Annotated in this window: 12 protein-coding genes; 6 read left to right on the top strand and 6 right to left on the bottom strand. The window is 57.5% G+C overall.

Annotated features, from left to right (window positions below; translation table 11 throughout):
* Positions 1-3 precede the first annotated feature (3 nt).
* The 3 genes from Q0650_RS05740 to secA all read left to right on the top strand — a co-directional run bounded on the left by Q0650_RS05740 (position 4) and on the right by secA (position 6367).
* A complete protein-coding gene (locus tag Q0650_RS05740) occupies positions 4-1074 on the top strand; it encodes an ATP-binding protein (RefSeq protein WP_298816819.1) in 1071 nt (356 codons plus the stop codon).
* Positions 1040-3262: an HD domain-containing phosphohydrolase gene (locus Q0650_RS05735; protein ID WP_298816816.1), complete on the top strand. Its 2223-nt coding sequence runs from the start codon at positions 1040-1042 to the stop codon at positions 3260-3262. The genes Q0650_RS05740 and Q0650_RS05735 overlap by 35 nt, the downstream gene beginning before the upstream one ends.
* 114 nt (positions 3263-3376) lie before the next feature.
* A complete protein-coding gene (gene secA, locus Q0650_RS05730; protein WP_298816814.1) occupies positions 3377-6367 on the top strand; it encodes a preprotein translocase subunit SecA in 2991 nt (996 codons plus the stop codon).
* Between the two features lie 128 nt (positions 6368-6495).
* Here secA and Q0650_RS05725 read toward each other — a convergent pair whose 3' ends face one another.
* From Q0650_RS05725 to gnd, 5 genes are all read right to left on the bottom strand, one after another.
* On the bottom strand, positions 6496-8184 hold the full coding sequence (locus Q0650_RS05725; protein WP_298816812.1) for an acyl-CoA dehydrogenase family protein: 1689 nt from the start codon (positions 8182-8184) through the stop codon (positions 6496-6498).
* Positions 8185-8567: 383 nt separating this feature from the next.
* Positions 8568-8936, bottom strand: a complete 369-nt coding sequence (locus Q0650_RS05720) for a hypothetical protein (RefSeq protein ID WP_298816805.1) — start codon at positions 8934-8936, stop codon at positions 8568-8570.
* Positions 8937-8990: 54 nt separating this feature from the next.
* The gene (locus tag Q0650_RS05715) at positions 8991-10298 is read right to left on the bottom strand and encodes a glucose-6-phosphate dehydrogenase assembly protein OpcA (protein WP_298816803.1); all 1308 of its coding nucleotides are present in this window, start codon (positions 10296-10298) and stop codon (positions 8991-8993) included.
* Positions 10255-11775, bottom strand: a complete 1521-nt coding sequence (gene zwf, locus Q0650_RS05710) for a glucose-6-phosphate dehydrogenase (protein WP_298816800.1) — start codon at positions 11773-11775, stop codon at positions 10255-10257. Before zwf ends, Q0650_RS05715 begins: the two co-directional genes overlap by 44 nt.
* A 90-nt stretch (positions 11776-11865) precedes the next feature.
* Positions 11866-12900: a phosphogluconate dehydrogenase (NAD(+)-dependent, decarboxylating) gene (gnd, locus tag Q0650_RS05705; RefSeq protein WP_333691680.1), complete on the bottom strand. Its 1035-nt coding sequence runs from the start codon at positions 12898-12900 to the stop codon at positions 11866-11868.
* Between the two features lie 62 nt (positions 12901-12962).
* On the opposite strand from gnd, the gene Q0650_RS05700 reads away from it, so the two are divergent.
* Positions 12963-14357, top strand: a complete 1395-nt coding sequence (locus tag Q0650_RS05700; protein WP_298816796.1) for an LCP family protein — start codon at positions 12963-12965, stop codon at positions 14355-14357.
* Positions 14358-14487: 130 nt separating this feature from the next.
* On the opposite strand, the gene Q0650_RS05695 is transcribed toward Q0650_RS05700, so the two are convergent.
* On the bottom strand, positions 14488-16044 hold the full coding sequence (locus Q0650_RS05695) for a PucR family transcriptional regulator (RefSeq protein WP_298816794.1): 1557 nt from the start codon (positions 16042-16044) through the stop codon (positions 14488-14490).
* 199 nt (positions 16045-16243) lie between these two features.
* Here Q0650_RS05695 and Q0650_RS05690 point away from each other — a divergent pair, with 199 nt between their 5' ends.
* On the top strand, positions 16244-16687 hold the full coding sequence (locus Q0650_RS05690; protein WP_298816792.1) for a MarR family winged helix-turn-helix transcriptional regulator: 444 nt from the start codon (positions 16244-16246) through the stop codon (positions 16685-16687).
* 67 nt (positions 16688-16754) lie between these two features.
* On the top strand, positions 16755-17990 hold the full coding sequence (locus tag Q0650_RS05685) for an extracellular solute-binding protein (RefSeq protein WP_298816790.1): 1236 nt from the start codon (positions 16755-16757) through the stop codon (positions 17988-17990).
* The last annotated feature ends 59 nt before the right edge of the window (positions 17991-18049 follow it).

The raw sequence follows: 18049 nt of genomic DNA, 5'->3' as shown, positions 1-18049 counted from the left end.
GTTATGTCACTCGCTCATCTTCACTATCTCTGGCGCAGTACTGACCCGGTTTCTAGCGCGATCCGACTCTCCTGCTGGTATATCGTCATTGCCGGCGCATGGGTTCTCTTCTCGGATCGCCTGCTCGTCCTTCTCACCACCAATGCTGAACAGCTCACCGGTTGGCAAACGATCAAAGGATGGATATTTGTGCTCATCATGGCAGCCTGGCTAGGAGTTGAACGCTGGCGCGCCATCAGTGAACAGGCCCGTATTAACGACGAGTTGCGCGCGGCAAATACTGCGCTGCAAGAACTCAACGCAACGCTCGAGCAGCGCATCAACGAACGCACAGCGCCACTGCAAGCGGCGAATGTTGCGCTCAGCCAGCTTAACGAGGAGCTAGAGGCATTTATCGCTACCGTCTCTCACGATCTCAAAGCGCCGCTGCGAGCGATTGAGGGATACAGCCAGTTACTGTTGCGCTTTTATGTCCAACGCCTCGACGATGATGGCCAACAATGCCTGCACAGTATTCGCGCTGCCATCAGCCAGATGAACAAGCTCATCGACGGCTTGCTGGAATACACCCGCATCGAACGTAAACCGCTCACGCAGACAGAAATTCATCTGGAAGATGTAATTGAACAGATTTTGATCGTTTATGCTGATCAGATTCAGAGGCACGGAGTCGTTATTGAGCGCGATCTACGCTGTACAACAATTTACGGCGATGAAATCAGCGTCACTGTTGCGCTGCGCAACCTGATCGACAATGCGCTGAAATTTAGCGCCCATGTGCCGCAACCCCGGTTAGCGATTGGCGCTGACATAGAGGGGAATAACACGCGACTATGGGTCAAAGATAACGGAATTGGATTTGATATGCGTCAGCACGACCGCATCTTTGGTGTTTTCCAACGCCTGCATTCGCAAGAAACATATCCCGGCTCGGGGATGGGGCTTGCTATTGTCCGGAAAGCAATTGAGCGGATGGGAGGCCGGGTTTGGGCCGAGAGCAGCCCCGGAATCGGCACAACCTTTTATCTGGAGTTCCCGAATGCCAGCGCATCCACTTCGCCTGCTGTTGATTGAGGACAACCCGTTCGATGCTGATCTCTTCCGGCGCGCAATGCTGGCCTACGATCAATCGATTACCATCACTCATATCGATTCTTACCAGTCGGCCAGTATATACCTGAACCAGATGTCGGCAACAGAGCCGCCCTGCGATGGCGTTATTCTCGACTTGCATCTGCGCGACGGCGACGGTCTCGATCTTCTATCTATGATTCGGGCGCGCAATCTCCCACTGGCTGTCGTCATCCTGACCGGCGGCGGTGGCGACCATATGGTGATTAGCGCGCTGAAAGCCGGCGCCGATGATTATGTCATCAAGCGTGACAACTATCTTGACCGGATCGGCCCTCTGATCGAACAGGCCTGTGAGCGCTTTCATTCCCAACGGGCGCGCCGCGCTCGTCCGATTGAGGTTAGCCTGATCGCATTTACTGCTGACAGTGAAACAACCATCCACTATCTGCAACGCGCTGCGCCGCACATTCACTGTCGATTGTTCAAAGGTGGATCCGCCTTCGTGCGGGCGATTGACCGGAGTGAACAGGCCGGCGAGGTGATTGTGATCGACTGTGACCAACCAAGGCTGGCAATGCTCGATCTGGTGAAAGAATTGCTCCAGTTTCGGCAACTGACGCAACCGCTGATCGTTCTGGCCAGGCCCGGCAATGAAGAATTTCCCTTGCAAGCGTTGCGGATCGGCGTTGTCGATTACATTATCAAGCGCGAAGGCTTTCTGGCCCAACTGCCGATAGCGATTGAAAATGCTTACTATCGCGTCCAGTTCAATCAACAACACGATCGCCTCCGTTTACAGGCCCAGGCCCTCAACGACGCCGCCAACGCGATTGTGATTACTGACCATGACGGCATCATTGAATGGGTTAATCCGGCGTTTACCACTCTGACCGGTTATAGCGCAACGGAAGCGATTGGTCAGTCAACCCGCCTGCTGCGTTCCGGCAAGCACGATCGCGCGTTTTACGCCGCGCTCTGGTCACAGATCCTGGCAGGCCAACCCTGGCATGGCCGTTTGATCAACCGGCGGAAAGACGGTAGCCTCTACCACGAAGAGATGACGATTACGCCGGTGACCGATGAGGATGGCACAATCCGGCGCTTTATCGCAATTAAGCAAGACGTTTCCGAGCAGGTGGCCCGCGAGCAACGCCGGGCAACACTCGTCGCATTCGGCGCGGCATTGCGTCCGGCGCAGTTGTGGGAAGAATTGACTCCAATCCTGCTCAAACAGATGATGGAAGTGATGCAGGCCGAAAGTATTGCCCTCTTGCGCCCGATTGGAGCAACCTTGCAGGTTGATCGGGCGATAGGATGTTTGGCCAATCTCGTCTCGCATCCAGCTTTCTGCGCGAACCTCGCCGTTTCCCTGGCACAGGCTAACGGGCCGATTGAGGTGGGAGATGTGTTAAAGCAGCGCCGGGAGACCTTTGTCGGTGTTCCACTCAACGCTGCCAACCGCCAGGTCGGCGCACTGTTGCTCAAACGTGAAACACCGCTTAGCCCGGCTGAACGAGACCTGCTGGCCGATCTGGCCGATCTGTCGGCCAATGCGTTGCATCGCACCGAACTTTTTGAGCAATTGCGGGCGGCGAACGCCGAGCTGCGCGCTGCTTACGATGCAACGATTGAAGGCTGGTCGCGCGCGCTCGATCTGCGTGATCGCGAAACCGAAGGCCATTCACGCCGCGTCACCGAACTGACCGCGCGGATCGCGGCTCGCATGGGCTTTAGCGACGAAGAGCTGGTACACGTGCGACGCGGCGCGTTGTTACACGATATTGGCAAGATGGGTATTCCCGACGCCATCTTGCTCAAGCCGGGGCCACTTGACGAACACGAGTGGGCGATCATGCGTATGCATCCCACGCTGGCCGTCGAACTCTTGCAGCCAATCGAATTTCTGGCCCCCGCGCTCGATATTCCCTGGTGTCATCACGAAAAATGGGACGGAACGGGCTATCCACGCGGCCTGCGCGGTGAAGAGATCCCGCTGGCTGCTCGCATCTTCGCCGTCGTTGATGTCTACGATGCGCTTACCAGCGATCGACCCTACCGGGCGGCATGGTCGCGCGAACGGGCGCTCGCCTACATCCGTGAACAGGCCGGACGCCATTTCGATCCACAGGTGGTTGCCGTCTTTGAGCAGGTCATCGCCGAAGCGGACAGCAATGATATAATGAAGTAGCGATAGCATCGCGTCGTCTGATTACATTAAGGATGACGCCTCACACCTTACCCGCAATCATTGCGCCTGCCAGGGCAACAATATTCCTTTTCCGGCAGGGCATAAGGAGTTGATATGTTGAACTTTCTTCGGCGTTTGCTCGGCGACAGCAACGAGAAAGAGCTGCGCCGGCTCCAGCCGATTGTGGACGAGATCAACCGGCTCGGCCCGGAATTTGCTCAATTGAGTGACGCTGAACTGCGCGCTAAAACTGACGAGTTCCGCCAGCGTCTTGCCGATGGCGAAACGCTCGATGACATTTTGCCCGAAGCCTTTGCTACCGTGCGCGAAGCTGCTGCGCGTACCATTGGCCTGCGTCATTACGACGTGCAATTGATCGGCGGGATCGTGCTCCATCAGGGCAAAATCGCCGAAATGAAGACCGGCGAAGGTAAGACTCTGGTGGCAACCCTGCCGCTGTACCTCAACGCGCTCGAAGGAAAGGGCGCGCACCTGGTGACGGTCAACGACTATCTGGCCAAAGTTGGCGCCGGCTGGATGGGGCCGATCTACCATTTCCTCGGTCTTTCGGTTGGTTTCATTGCGCACGAACAGAGCGCGCTGTACGATCCCGATTACATCGACCCAAATGCCAATCCCGAAGACCAGCGCCTCGTTCACTGGCGCCCTTGCACGCGCCGCGAAGCCTACCTGGCCGATATTACTTACGGCACCAATAACGAGTTCGGCTTCGACTATCTGCGCGACAACATGGCCTACGAAAAGTCGCAGATTGTGCAACGCGAGCTGCATTACGCGATTGTCGATGAGGTGGACAATATTTTGATCGACGAAGCGCGCACGCCGTTGATCATCTCTGGCCCGGCGCAGAAATCGTCCGATCTTTATCGCCAGATGGCGAAACTGGTGCGACAGTTACGGCGATCATCGGTGACGGCCAAGCAGGTAAAAGAGGAAGGGCTGGAGCCAGATGGTGATTTCTTTGTCGATGAACGCACTAAGAGTATCTACCTGAGCGAAAAAGGGATTGAGAAGCTTGAACGCCTGCTCAACATCCCTCCTGGTGAGAGCCTGTTCGATCCCGAACATTACGAGAAGACGCACTACGTCGAAAATGCGCTGAAGGCGCAGTTCATTTACCAGCGCGATCGCGATTATATGGTAACCCCCAATGGTGAGGTAGTGATTATCGACGAATTCACCGGACGGGCTATGCCGGGGCGGCGCTGGAGCGACGGACTTCACCAGGCGGTTGAGGCGAAGGAAGGGGTAGCCATCAAGAATGAAAATGTCACCCTGGCTACAATTACCTTCCAAAACTACTTCCGCATGTACAAGAAGCTGGCCGGCATGACCGGTACTGCTTACACTGAACGCGAAGAATTTGCCAAGATTTACAATCTCGAAGTGGTAGTCATTCCGACCCATAAGCCGATGATCCGCGAGGATCTACCCGACCAGATTTACGCCACCGAAGAGGCAAAGTTCAAAGCCGTACTGCGCGAAGTCGAGGAGATGCACGCCATCGGACGCCCGGTGTTGATCGGCACAACCTCGGTCGAGACCTCGGAACGGATCAGCGCCATGCTGAAACAGGCCGGCATTCCTCATAATGTCCTCAATGCCAAACACCACGAGCGCGAAGCGGCGATTGTGGCTCAAGCCGGTCGCAAAGGCGCAGTGACCGTTGCCACCAACATGGCCGGTCGCGGCACAGACATCCTGCTTGGCGGTAATCCTGATGGTCTGGTGGAAGAATTTCTCCGGAAAGAGGGCTTGACCATCGAAACGGCCACTCCCGAACAAAAGCGGGCGGCGTGGGAAAAGGCCAAGGCCCTGACCGAAGCCGAAGGCGAAGAGGTTCGTCAGCTCGGCGGTCTGCACGTGATCGGCACCGAGCGCCACGAGGCGCGCCGCATCGATAATCAGTTGCGCGGTCGCGCCGGTCGCCAGGGCGATCCCGGTTCTTCCCGCTTCTTCCTCTCGCTCGAAGATGAACTGCTGCGCCGGTTTGGGCCGGTGGATCGGATTAAAGGCTTGATGGAACGGTTCATCGAGTCGGATGTTCCGTTGCAGGCCGGTTTGCTTGACCGCACTATCGAGAGTGCGCAAACCCGGGTTGAAGGTTACAATTTCGACGCCCGCAAGCATACCGTCGAATTCGACGACGTGATGAACAAGCAGCGCCAGATCATCTATGCCGACCGCAAGGCCATTCTCGATGAAGCCGATATGCGCGAGCGAGTGCTTGATCTGATGGCGGAAGAGATTCAGCGCCAGATCGATGAGCATCTCGCCGATGAGCCTGATGAATTCGGCTTGACTGAAGTGTTGCGCGTCTACCGTCGGATCAATCCAACGCTGCCGGCAACTGTCACTGCCGAAACACTGAAGGGCAAGACGAAAGAGGAGATTGAACAGTACCTGCTCGATCATCTTGAAACGACTTACGCTGAACGAGAGAAAGTCATCACGCCAGAGGTGATGCGCACCGTCGAGCGGCGAGTGATGTTGGGCGCGATTGACCGCCAGTGGGTCGATTATCTGACCGCAATGGATGAACTGCGGCAGAATATTCTCTTGCAGGCTTATGCGCAAAAAGATCCGCTGGTTGAGTTCAAACGCGAGTCGTTCCGCATGTTCGACGAGTTGAAAGCCAATATCGCTCACGACATCGTCTACAATATCATTCCAGCATCGTTTCAGTACGAAGCATACCTGCGCCAGATTGCCGAAGAACAGGCTCGCCGGCTGGCTACGGCGCAGGCTGCCAGTGGCAGTAGCGAGGGCGAACAGACACGCAAACCACAGCGCCGGACAAAACCGCAGATTGGACGCAACGATCCTTGCCCATGCGGCAGTGGCAAGAAGTTCAAGCATTGCCACCTGGGCCGCGAACACGAGCTAACTGGCGCAATGAACACCGCGCCGGCAGCGGTAGCGACAACACCGACTAAACCGGTTCGTCCTGCCAATCCGGCAATCGCCGACGAGGCTGCAAAGATAAAGGCTGCGATGGATAGTGGTACGTTGCCGTCTAATGGCCCGACCACTCCGCGGGGACGTAGTGCGCCTCCGGCTGTGCCGCGAGGTAAAAAACGGTAAGTGCAGTTACCAACTATGATGGCGCGCTGGTTCTTACCAGAACCGGCGCGCCGTTTTTTGGTGATTTGGGACATCGAGATGCACAGCAGGCTCTGTTCCTGCGCGTCAGCGGTATCGCACTGCCGCCTTTAACCGTCTACCGGCAAGGGGGTGTCATCGGCCAGCGCCATGTCATCATGATCAAACTCATCGATCAGATCAACTGGCGAGCGAGCAAATCGGAGCGCGGCAGCCTGCGCGCGGCCATCATGTTCTGCGGCAAACGACCATGAAGCATGATCAACGAGTAACGCCAGCTCGAGGCTGCGGCCAATCGTCAGCGCCAACCGACGCGCGCCACGCTCCAGGTAGTCACGGCCATCGGCTGCGGTAAACCAGTGCCGGGCATGCGCCAGCGCGTTTCGCGCCCGCTCACCGGCAGCCACAAGCTGCGGACTGGTCGCCGCAGCCGTCAATTCAGCGACCAATCCAGTTAGCGCTTCCCACGCGCCGGCCTGCGTGAGGGCGCGCATCGTATCGAGCGCAAGCACGTTGGTGGTCCCCTCCCAGATCGGCAAGACCTGCGCGTCGCGCAGTAGTACCGGCAAGCCGGTATCTTCGATGTAACCGGCGCCACCAAATGCCTCGACAACTTCACTCATCACGGCTACGGCCTGACGAGCAGTGGTGAGCTTGGCAATCGAAGTAAGCACACGCAACAACTGCCGCTGGCGTTCATCGGCAATCCCGGCCTCTTCAGCCCCCAACAAACGAGCCGTTAAAAAACTTAAATGGAACGCGCCTTCAAACTCAGCCTGCAACGTCGCCAGCGTTTCGATGTGAAGTGGTTGCCGACTGAGCGGCGCGCCGAAGACCACTCGCCGCCGCGCATAATCGCGCGCCAGCGCAATGCCACGCCGCATAAATGAGACCGCCGAAATGCTGTTCCAGATCCGGGTCACCTGTAACATCGGCACAATGGCGCGCACCCCACCGTTTGGAGCGCCCACCAGACGCGCTGGTGCGCCTTCAAGGCTCAATTCGGCGGTTGGCACTTTGCGCGTCCCGAGTTTGTCTTTCAGACGGTTAACGCGAATACCTTGCAAACGACCGGCGGCATCGCGTAATTCGACGTAGAACAGCGCCAGTCCGCGACTACCCGACGGATTGCCTTCAGGACGGGCCAGCGCCAGCGCCATCTGCCCGGTAGTCGCCGACGTAAACCACTTGCGTCCGAACAATCGCCAGCCACCATCGCCATCTGGTCGCGCAATGGTCTCAGTCTGACTGACATCTGAACCACCGGGCAATTCCGTCATCCACTGCCCGCTTGTCCAGCACGTATCAGGATCGCGGCTGATCAGACGGGGCAGCGCGCGTTCGATCAGTAATTGATCACCGGCCTGAAGCAGGGTACGCGCTGCGCCATCGCTCATCGCCAGCGGGCATGTATAGACATCAGTTGATGGATGAAAGAGATAGACGAGCGCAAACTGCACGATTCGCGATAGTGCGCCGTATGAACGTTCGTAAGGAAGCGCAACGAGACCATATTGAGCAGCAAGCCGCGCGGCGCGACGCCACAACGGTGAAAGCTCGATCTGATCGATCCGCTCACCCCACGCATCCCATTGCGTTAACACCGGTTCGTTACGGCGATCGGCCAGTTGAAGATGGTAGAGTTCTGTGCCGGCCAGCTCACCCAGCGTGATCAGATCCGGCTCAGCCTGCGCCAGCGCATCGCGCGGCAGCACTCGACAAAGAAACGACCGCAGCACTCGATCGTCGGTGTACTGGTTCCCCAACTGTGGCGGTTGTTGACGAAAGAGATCGCTCATTGGCGTTCCATTTCTCGCGACCAGATCGATATCGATAGTTGTATTATAGCGAGTGCCGGCAGGTGACGGAACCAGATGTCCGCTGGATACATCAGCGCAGTATGGATTTGATCGACCGGTTTCAGTAATTATATGCCCCTCGGCACCGCCATTGCTTTCATGCAACTATCAACTTCTACTGATCCCGGCGGCCCCGCGACAGTGGATCGTGACAACGGCATTACAGGCGTTGATTCACCATATCCTCACCATTGCCGTCTGAAAATCACCCACAGCCGAACATGAGGCTGCGCAGCAGTTGTACACCCGCTGCGGGCTACAACCACAGCCGGCTCATATACCGCCGGGAGCTGCCTGTTGGGAATTGTAACGCCAGACGTGGTTTACATGGCAAGAAACGACAGATAAAAGATCAAGAGAAAGATGAACGAGACTGCATTCGCGACCAGGGCCGCCATATAGCTGGCTGCCGCCTTTCGTTTGCGGATCAGCATGAACACGAATCCTTCAACCAGCACGGCCACCGCAAATGCCGCCACGATCACGAACAGCGGGTTCTCCAGGCCTAACAGCAGTTGACTCAACAAGGCAATCACTATCGACGAAATAGCGCTGGCCGCTGCCGCATCGCCAAGGGAGCGAAACAACGGTTGCCACTTGATCTGCACCAGGGATTGCCACTCAATCAGCAGCATCAAGATCAGGATACCAACACCAAGAGGGCTGGTGAAGAGTTCTACAAATGGAAACATCAATGCAATCCTTATACACTACACACGGCTGACAACGCACTGTACTGTTGTCCGTTATACCGGAAATCGCCGCGCCAGTCCGGCAGCAACATGCAACGCGGCGGCAAACGTGCGGTCGCGACTGAGCAGGCGCAACTCACTGCTGAGCAGATCGGCCAGAGTGGCGCGCTCAATCGTTGCCGTGCGCTCAATCGGAGCGGCGCCGGCAATCGTGGCGCGCGTGCAGGCATGGCCCGCTTCACCGGTTAACTCAACCACAAACTCAGCGCGTTGATTATCAACTGCGCGCAAGATCAACCGCACTAATCCCTCACCAGCGGAATGAGCTACGGGCCTGATTTCAACGCTCACCAGTCGGATCGCCGCCGGCCCAACGCCAACCGCTGGCCGGCGCAGATATAGCTGGATCGTCTCACCCTCAATTCCAACCGCCTCTTCCAGCGGAGTCCACTTGAGACAACTTGCCAGCCAACCGGCAAAGAGCAGTGCTGCTACCGGATTGGGACGGTCAGCAGCAGCGTATTCAATCACAATCTCATCGATCCGGTGCAGATGAGGCAAAAACGGGCGCGTATCGAAAAACTGGGCAGTCAGTTCCCGCCATGGAGTCAGGCGCGTCCAGCCGAGATCGCTTACCGCTGGCGCGCCATTTGTTGCCTGCTCAAAGGTAGCCAGTTCGGTCAACTCGCGCACCGGGTCGGCGAAGGTGGCCGAATCGACGATAAGTCGGTCACACAGCCGATAGAGTCGCTGCACCAGCGGCTGCGCAAGAGGTTGCGCACCCGGCGCCCACAACACAACCGGCAGATCAGGCACCAGTAATGGTAAGATCAGGCTGGTCAACTGGCCGGCAGACGCGCCGCGGGCGCTGATTGTCACCTGCTCGCCGCACACCTGCGCGCGGCCACCACTGGTTAGGGTACAGAGGGCCTGGACACTGGCCTGTAACTCGGTCGTCTGGCCGGGTCGGTCGATCACAATCACTGTCCGATTCGGATGGTGTGCAGTCAATGCTGGCGCCACCGTCATAGCCAGATCAGCCCAATGATCGTCAGGCATGCGAGCGATCAGATTGAGGGTCAAAGCCCGAATAACCGCTTGCCCGCCAGCATCAGGCGGATTCTCCTGCTCTTGCCACATCTGACGCAACTCACGCTCGATGGCATTGATATCGATTGCCGCTTCGCTCATACACGCTCCACTTGCTACAGCGCGTTGCCGGCCATTTATTTCCCCTGGCACGAGTCCTGCTTGCCACATCTGGCGTAACCCACGCTCGATAGCCCGGCTACCGCCTCGCTCATACTGGCTCCACTCGTTATAGTCGCCGCCAGTAGCGACCATCACGGGCAATAAATTCATCGGCTGCCGCCGGCCCCCAACTGCCTGCTTCGTAATTAGGAAATGGCTGTGGCGGCCCTTCTGCCCAGGCCTGCAAGATGGGCGTCAATAATGCCCAACTGGCTTCCACCTCATCGCGACGGGTAAAGAGCGTGCCATCGCCGAGCATACAATCGAGCAGCAAGCGTTCGTAGGCTTCGGGTGAGGTCACACCAAACGATGCGCCGTAGCGAAAATCCATCGTGACCGGGCGGATCTGTGGCTGACCGGGGGTTTTTGAGCTAAATTTGAGCGAGATGCCCTCGTCGGGCTGAATCTTGATCGCCAGGACGTTAGGATCGAGATCGTTCAACGGCGTATCAGCGAAGATCATCGTCGGCGCCGATTTAAACTGAATGGCGATTTCGCTCACGCGCCGCGGCAAACGCTTCCCACTGCGCAGATAAAACGGCACACCCGCCCAGCGCCAGTTGTCGATGAACAACTTCAGCGCCACATAGGTTTCGGTCTGCGATGTCGGTGACACCCCCTTCTCTTCGCGATACCCGCGCACTGGCAGCCCATTGGCGCTGCCCGGCCCATACTGACCGCGCACTGTGTCGCTCACCGACAAGGGACGTATTGCGCGCAAGACTTTGACCTTTTCGTCGCGCACCGCATCGGCATCGTACACTGATGGCGGTTCCATTGCCACCAGACACAACAACTGCATCAGGTGGTTCTGGATCATATCGCGCAACGCGCCAGAGGAATCGTAATAACCGCCGCGATCTTCCACTCCGATGGTCTCGGCAACCGTAATCTGAACATGATCGATCTGATTGCGATTCCAGATCGGCTCGAAAATACCGTTGGCGAAGCGAAAAATCAGGATATTCTGCACCGTCTCTTTGCCAAGGTAGTGATCGATGCGGAAGACCTGATCTTCATCGAAGACTGACAACACTTCGGCATTGAGTGCCTGGGCACTGGCTAGATCGTGGCCGAACGGCTTCTCGATGATGATGCGTGTCCAGCCGCGTGAATGCGCCAGACCATGCGCTCCAAGCTGAGCCACAATCGTCGGGTAAGCGTCCGGTGGTGTCGCCAGGTAGAAGACGCGATTGCCGCCGGTGCCGCGCTCGGTGTCAATCTTTGCCAGCCGTTCGGCCAGACTGGTATAAGCCTCGGCATCATCAAAGCTACCACGGTGGTATTGAATACCGTGGGCAAAACTGGCCCAAAGTTCGGGATCAACCGGCCCCGACCGCGAATTAACATTCACTGCTTCGCGCAACAAATCGCGAAAATACTCATCAGTCCAGTCGCGACGGGCAAAGCCAACGACGGAAAAACCGCCCGGCAGGCGACGCTCACGGGCCAGATTGTAGAGCGCCGGCACCAGCTTGCGACTGGTCAGATCACCGCTTGAGCCGAAGATGACCATCGTGCATGGTTCAGGAGTGCGGCCAATACGCAAGCCGGCGCGGAGCGGATTATTGAAGGCAGATGTAGCCACAACTATTGCGTCCTTTGGATCACGAGAGCGCAGCGTATGCGAAGCGCGGCATCACGCCACGCTCTTGCAGAGAGCGGCGGAAGAATCAGCTCATTCCGCTTTTTTAACGGCATGGCCACCGAACTGCTGACGTAGAGCCGCCAACACTTTGGCGCTGAAGCTATCGTCCTGACGTGATCGGAAACGCATCTGCAACGAGAGCGTGATCACCGGGGCAGGCACATCGAGGTCGATACTCTCCTGCACCGTCCAGCGTCCTTCGCCGCTATCTTCGACATAGCCGCGGATGCTGCTCAGATCGGCATCAGACTCAAAAGCGCGCTCGGCCAACTCTAGCAGCCACGACCGCACCACACTACCCTGATTCCAGAGATGGCTGATCTTCGCCAGATCGAAATCGTAGCGCGACTGACGCAGGATCTCAAAACCTTCGGCATAAGCCTGCATCATCCCATATTCGATCCCGTTGTGGATCATCTTGACGAAATGACCGGCGCCATGCGGCCCACAAAGCAGATACCCATCTGGCGGCGCCAGTGTCTGCAAGAGTGGCTCAACATGGCGGAACGTCTCCTCGTCGCCGCCAACCATGAGACAGTAGCCGATTTGCAAGCCCCAGATGCCCCCACTGACGCCGATATCGAGAAAGCGCAGACCTTTCGCACTGAGTTGCTCGGCGTGTGCGATACTGGCCTTGTAGTTATTGTTTGCGCCATCGATCACAATATCACCCGGCGCTAACAACGGTGTCAGCGCCGCCAGATGCTCGTCGGTAGCCGCGCCAGCCGGCAACATCAACCAGACCACCCGCGGCGGCGTCAGCATTGCAACCAGATCTGACAACTCCTCCGCGGCAATCAGATCGTGCTCAGCGGCCAGTTCACGCGCCCTGGCAACGGTGCGGTTATACACGATCACCCGATGGCTACCTCGACGCAGCCTGATTGCCATATTGGCGCCCATCCGGCCAAGCCCGATCAGACCAACTTCCATGATGCGCTCCTTAATCTCGCTCATCGCAAGGCGATTGACAATCCATGCATTCGCATTATACTCCGGTCTAAAGGCGACAGCGGCACATTTCGGCGCGCCGATGCCGTTGCGCAAGCCCGAATAGCGCAGCACTGTCAGGGAAAAGCGCGTGATGTGTCGCCAACCAATAAGGTGTGCAGACGAGTTTTATTTTTATGTCAAATCATCCAACAAATCAACCACCCTACACCGGCAAAACACTGGTGATGCGCCGACCGGAGGCACAGCGTCGTCTGGCTGCTAGCCCGCAACCAAAGCGATCACGCTGGCCAATTGGCCGTCTGCTGCTGGGCATCCTGATTGTGGCTGCCCTGACCCTGGGATTCGGCTACTGGTATCTGCACCAGCTTGCGCAACGAATCGTGGTGGCCGATCCGCGTGGCCCAACATTCAGCTCGCCACTGCTGGGAGCCAACATTTTGATCGTCGGCGTTGACATTCGACGCGATCGACCGGATGAAGGAGTTCGTAGCGACACGCTGATGCTGGTGCGGATTGATGGCATGGGCGGGTGGGCAAACCTGCTCTCAATTCCCCGCGATACGCAAGTTGATATACCCGAACTCGGCCCGCGCAAGATCAACGCTGCCTACGCCTACGGCTACCTGCATGCGAATGAACTCTACGGCGCCGATATTAGCGCCGAGCAGGGTGGGATGGCCTACGCTGCTGATACGGTTGGTCGCTTCCTCAATTTTGAACGACGCGGTATGCGGGTTGATTATGTCGTGCAAATTGATTTCGACGGTTTCGCCGCACTGATCGATGCGCTCGGCGGTATTACCATCGACGTGCCAAGGCGAATTATCGATGAGGCATACCCCACTCCCGACTACGGCGTCATGCGCGTCGAATTTGAACCGGGCCTGCAACGCATGGATGGGGAACGCGCCCTGATCTATGCGCGCACTCGCCATGCTGACAGCGACTTTGGGCGCACCGAACGGCAACAGCAGGTAGTACAGGCCATTATGAACGAGATCCGGCAGCGCAACTGGCTTGAGCGGGTGTTGTTGCTGCCGCGAATGCTCGATGCGGTTGCCCCACCCGGCGAAACTCCAGCCGTGCTGACAACGCTCCCGCTGAGTAACCTTGACACGTTGCTGGCAATGGGACGGCTGGCTGCCAATCTCGATCCGGCATTACTGGGACGCTACCGAATCGAGCCGGGCAGCGTGAGGGTGCAGGAAAACGGTTCGAATCTGATCTGGAACGCCGATGACGTAGCGGCACTGGTAAACCGCTGGTTGACACCGCCGGGAGAAGCGAGTGAACAGGCGCAAGTGCAGGTGCTCAACGGCACTGACATCGTTGGATTGGCCCGGCGTACCAGTGATGAGCTGACCACTGCCGGCTTTAGGGTGATTACCCCGGCGGATGCGCCACCGGGTGAGTATCCGCGCACAATCGTCTATCAGGTGGGAGACACCCCCTTCACGGCCCGCCGGCTTGCGCAACTGCTCGGCGCTGAGCTGGTTGTCGGTAACCCGCCAGGCGTTAGCGCGCAAACTGAGATTGTCGTCATACTGGGAAATGATCGCCAACCGTAAAGTCGTTGCAATATCGACCGGGAAGATGAGTGGACAAGCCGGGTTACGCCCGACAGAAACTTCAACCACGACAACGGTATGCGTTCGTTGCCCGCAGCGTTTCATACGTGGCTGTTGCGGTATTGGAAACTTATCCCTCTTCGAGCGTCGAGAGAATGCGATGGATCCGAATTGCTAACCACAGCGCAAAATGCTCTTCGGCATTATCGAGATCCATGCCGCTAATCTCTTTAATCCGCTCCAGACGGTAAAGCAGCGTATTGCGATGCACATGGAGCGCCTCGGAGGTTGCGCGCAGATTGCCCAGATGGTTGAAATAGGCTTCCAGAGTCTTGATCAGATCGGCGTGTTGACGTTTATCATATTCGGCGAGGCTGGCCAGGGTCTCGCGGTAAAACGACCATAACTCAGGCGTCTCACGGAGCCGAACGAGTAATCGGTAGACGCCTAAATCACTGAACGCCAACACCCGATCATTCCCAAAAATCTGGCGACCGAGATGAAGCGCCTGCTCAGCCTCTTCCAGTGTGCGCCGCCATTCAGTGAGATGAGTTGCCGGGGTACCAATGGCAATCACGACATCGGGATGATCGGCCAGCAGACTTTCACGCAAGTGCTCAGCCAGCTCACGCAGACGGCCAACATTGAGCGCCGGCAACATACAGAGCACATTGCTCTCGCGCCGGGAAATCGGCGCATTGATCTTCAGCCGCTTCAATTCATTTTGCACATTTGCGGCTGCCCGGCCCAACATAGCTGCGCTGGCATCATCGATATGCACCAGCAAGGCCGCATGCGGTAGATTGAGCGTATACCCTAGTTCCTGACCACGCTGAATCGCGGCGGACAGATCGCCGGGCGGGCCGGCCAGAATGCTGGCAATAAAATCGCCGCGCAGTCGTTCCTCGGCTGCCTGTACCGCCTGTTCTTTAGCCAGCTCGAGCGCCAGGGCCAGCGCACCACGCTGCACCGCCGTGCGATCCCAGGGATCGAGCGTTGCGCCGGCAATCGCTACATAGCCAGCCGGCAGGCTGGTATTGCCGATCGGCTCGACCCAAATCTGCTGATTGAGCAAGCTGGTTTCACCACGACTGGTTGGACGCAGCGCCTGCAAAGCCAGGCGCGCTTGACCGCGACCACGCTGGGCGCGAATGACGCCATTCGGAGTGTAGCAGGCAACACTCTGACCGGTACGTTCGTAGAGAATGTCAAGCAAGCCACCAATCCCGCCACCCTGAAGCGAACACTGGGTAAGCAGATCGTAGAGTTGGGCAGCTCGCCGTTCGAACTGGGCTTCGTAATCGGTGATCAGGCGCGTGATCTCGCGTTCAACCTCGCGCAGATCGGCCCCATCAGGCAAGCGCAACAGCGGCAGGCGCGCCTCTTCTGCGGCCTGCTGATCTTCAGGCGTAATATCACCCAGAGCGGCAACACCGGCGATCGGCACCGGCGCTTGCGCCAGACGGCGCACCAGTACGGCCAGGGTCAGGCGAGAATCGAGCGCGCGCGCTGCTTCAACCGATAGCAAGGCGAGTTCACCACCGCGCAGCTCGGCGAAAGCTGGCAATGTAGCCCGGAGTGTCGCAATCCAACTGACCTGACGCCCTAATCCAGCAGCGCCGGCCACCACTGCCGTACCTTCCGGCAATGCCAGCCGCACAACATCGCGCACGGTGATAGTTATCATAGTGATGCATCAAAAACCGTTATCACCGAAGACTATCGGTATTATACATTGTTCTTACGTTTAGCAGCGCAGCATCCCTCTTGACAAGCTTCAATACCTTCTGATATAATCCCATACACAATAATTCTTATTACAACTATTCTCTTGACAACAAAATCTCGTCAAACCTATGACGCCATCTGGCACCAGGCAGCACCGTATGATCCAGGAAGTTTATGTTTTGCTGGATGATGGCGATCGTCGTGTCTTGCGCCAATTCCAGCTCAATCCGACTCAGTATGCGGCGCTGCTTCTGCTGGCCGAACACTATGGCGCGCGGCTATCGGATTTGAGCGAGCATCTGTTGATTGACAAGAGCAGTACGACCCGTCTGATTGACCGTCTCACTGCCCTTGGCCTGGTTGAGCGGGTGGCCGACCCGAGTGACCGGCGAGTGCAACGAATTATGTTGACGCCGCAGGGCCGCGCTCACCTGAATACGGTACAGGCGGCACACAATGAATCGCTGGCACGACGCTGGGCAGTACTCGACAATGCAGAACGCGAACTGCTTACTCGATTACTGCTGAAACTCCGTCGTGAATTAACGATTTTGCAGCACGGTACAGAAGGAGGTGATCGATCACTGACAGATGATCAGTAGACTCAACTGGCTGTAGTGTAGGCTTTGTGACATCAGGCATTGTTGCCTCTATCAAAGGAGAGCAATCGTGAAGCGCCTCTCGTTTTCGCTGATCGCACTGCTGGCTTTGTTCGCCACGTTTCTTGCCGCCTGTGGAACTACCCCCGCTGTTCAACCAACCGCTGCTCCTGCCCAACCAACAGCAGCTCCTGCCGAACCTGCTGCCGGCGGGATGGCCATTACCGGCACAGTGACTCTCTGGCATGCCTATGGCACGGGCAGCGCCGAAGAAAAAGCTATTAACGTCTTGATCGACCGCGCGCGCGCTGCCTATCCGCAAGCAACGATCAATGTCCTGCAGATCCCCTTTGACCAGATCTTCAACAAGTTCAACAATGAAGTTTCTTCCGGTGGCGGCCCCGATATGTTTATTGCGCCCAACGACAGCCTGGGTAGCCAGATTCGGGCCGGTGTATTAGCCGATTTGAGCGAATATCAGAGTATGTTGACCGATGTTGCGCCTACCGGCGTAGCCGGTATGTCGCTCAACGGCAAACTGTACGGAATCCCTGAGTCGTTTAAGGCAGTTGCCCTGTACTACAACAAGAGCAAAGTGGCTAATCCACCGGCAACCACTGACGAGCTGCTGGCGCTGGTCAAGGGTGGCAATACGCTGGTGCTCAACCAGAACGCTTATCACAACTTTGGCTGGTTGCAGGCCTTTGGCGGTCAACTGATGGATGCCAACGGCAAGTGCATTGCCGATCAGGCTGGTGGCGCCGAGTGGTTTGCGTACCTCAAGGCGCTGAAGGAAGTGCCCACTGTCACGTTCTCGACCGACGGCGGGCAGGCTGACTCACTCTTCAAGGACGGCAAGGCCGATATGATCATCAACGGCCCATGGGTGTTGGGTGACTATCGAGCTGTGCTGGGTGACAATCTTGGGGTTGCCCCAATGCCAGGGGCGACTCGCCCGGCTGGCCCGCTGACCGGCGTCGATGGCTTCTACGTCAGCATCAACAGCCAAAACGTAGCGGGAGCGGTTGCATTGGCGATGTTTTTAACCAGCCCCGAGTCGATGAAGGTGTATGTTGATGAAGCCGGTCACGTGCCGGTAAGCACGAAGGTGTCGATCAGCGATCCGCTAGTCGAAGCCTTTGCCCAGGCCTCGGCTACCGGCGTGCCCCGACCGCAGATCCCCGAACTTGACAACTACTGGGGGCCGTTTGGCGACGCCATGACGAAGGTACTTGACGGCGGCGCCGATCCGGCAGCGGCAGTGGCCGAAGCCTGCGCGCTGATGAACACCGCTAACGGCAAGTAAGATCATCATATTCCTGCCAGGCCCTCTTTCAGCGAGGGTCTGGCAGTGTTATCATACAC

The sequence above is a fragment of the uncultured Chloroflexus sp. genome (assembly GCF_937129525.1).
Taxonomy (GTDB): Bacteria; Chloroflexota; Chloroflexia; order Chloroflexales; family Chloroflexaceae; genus Chloroflexus.
This window is presented reverse-complemented; position numbering and strand designations above follow the sequence as displayed.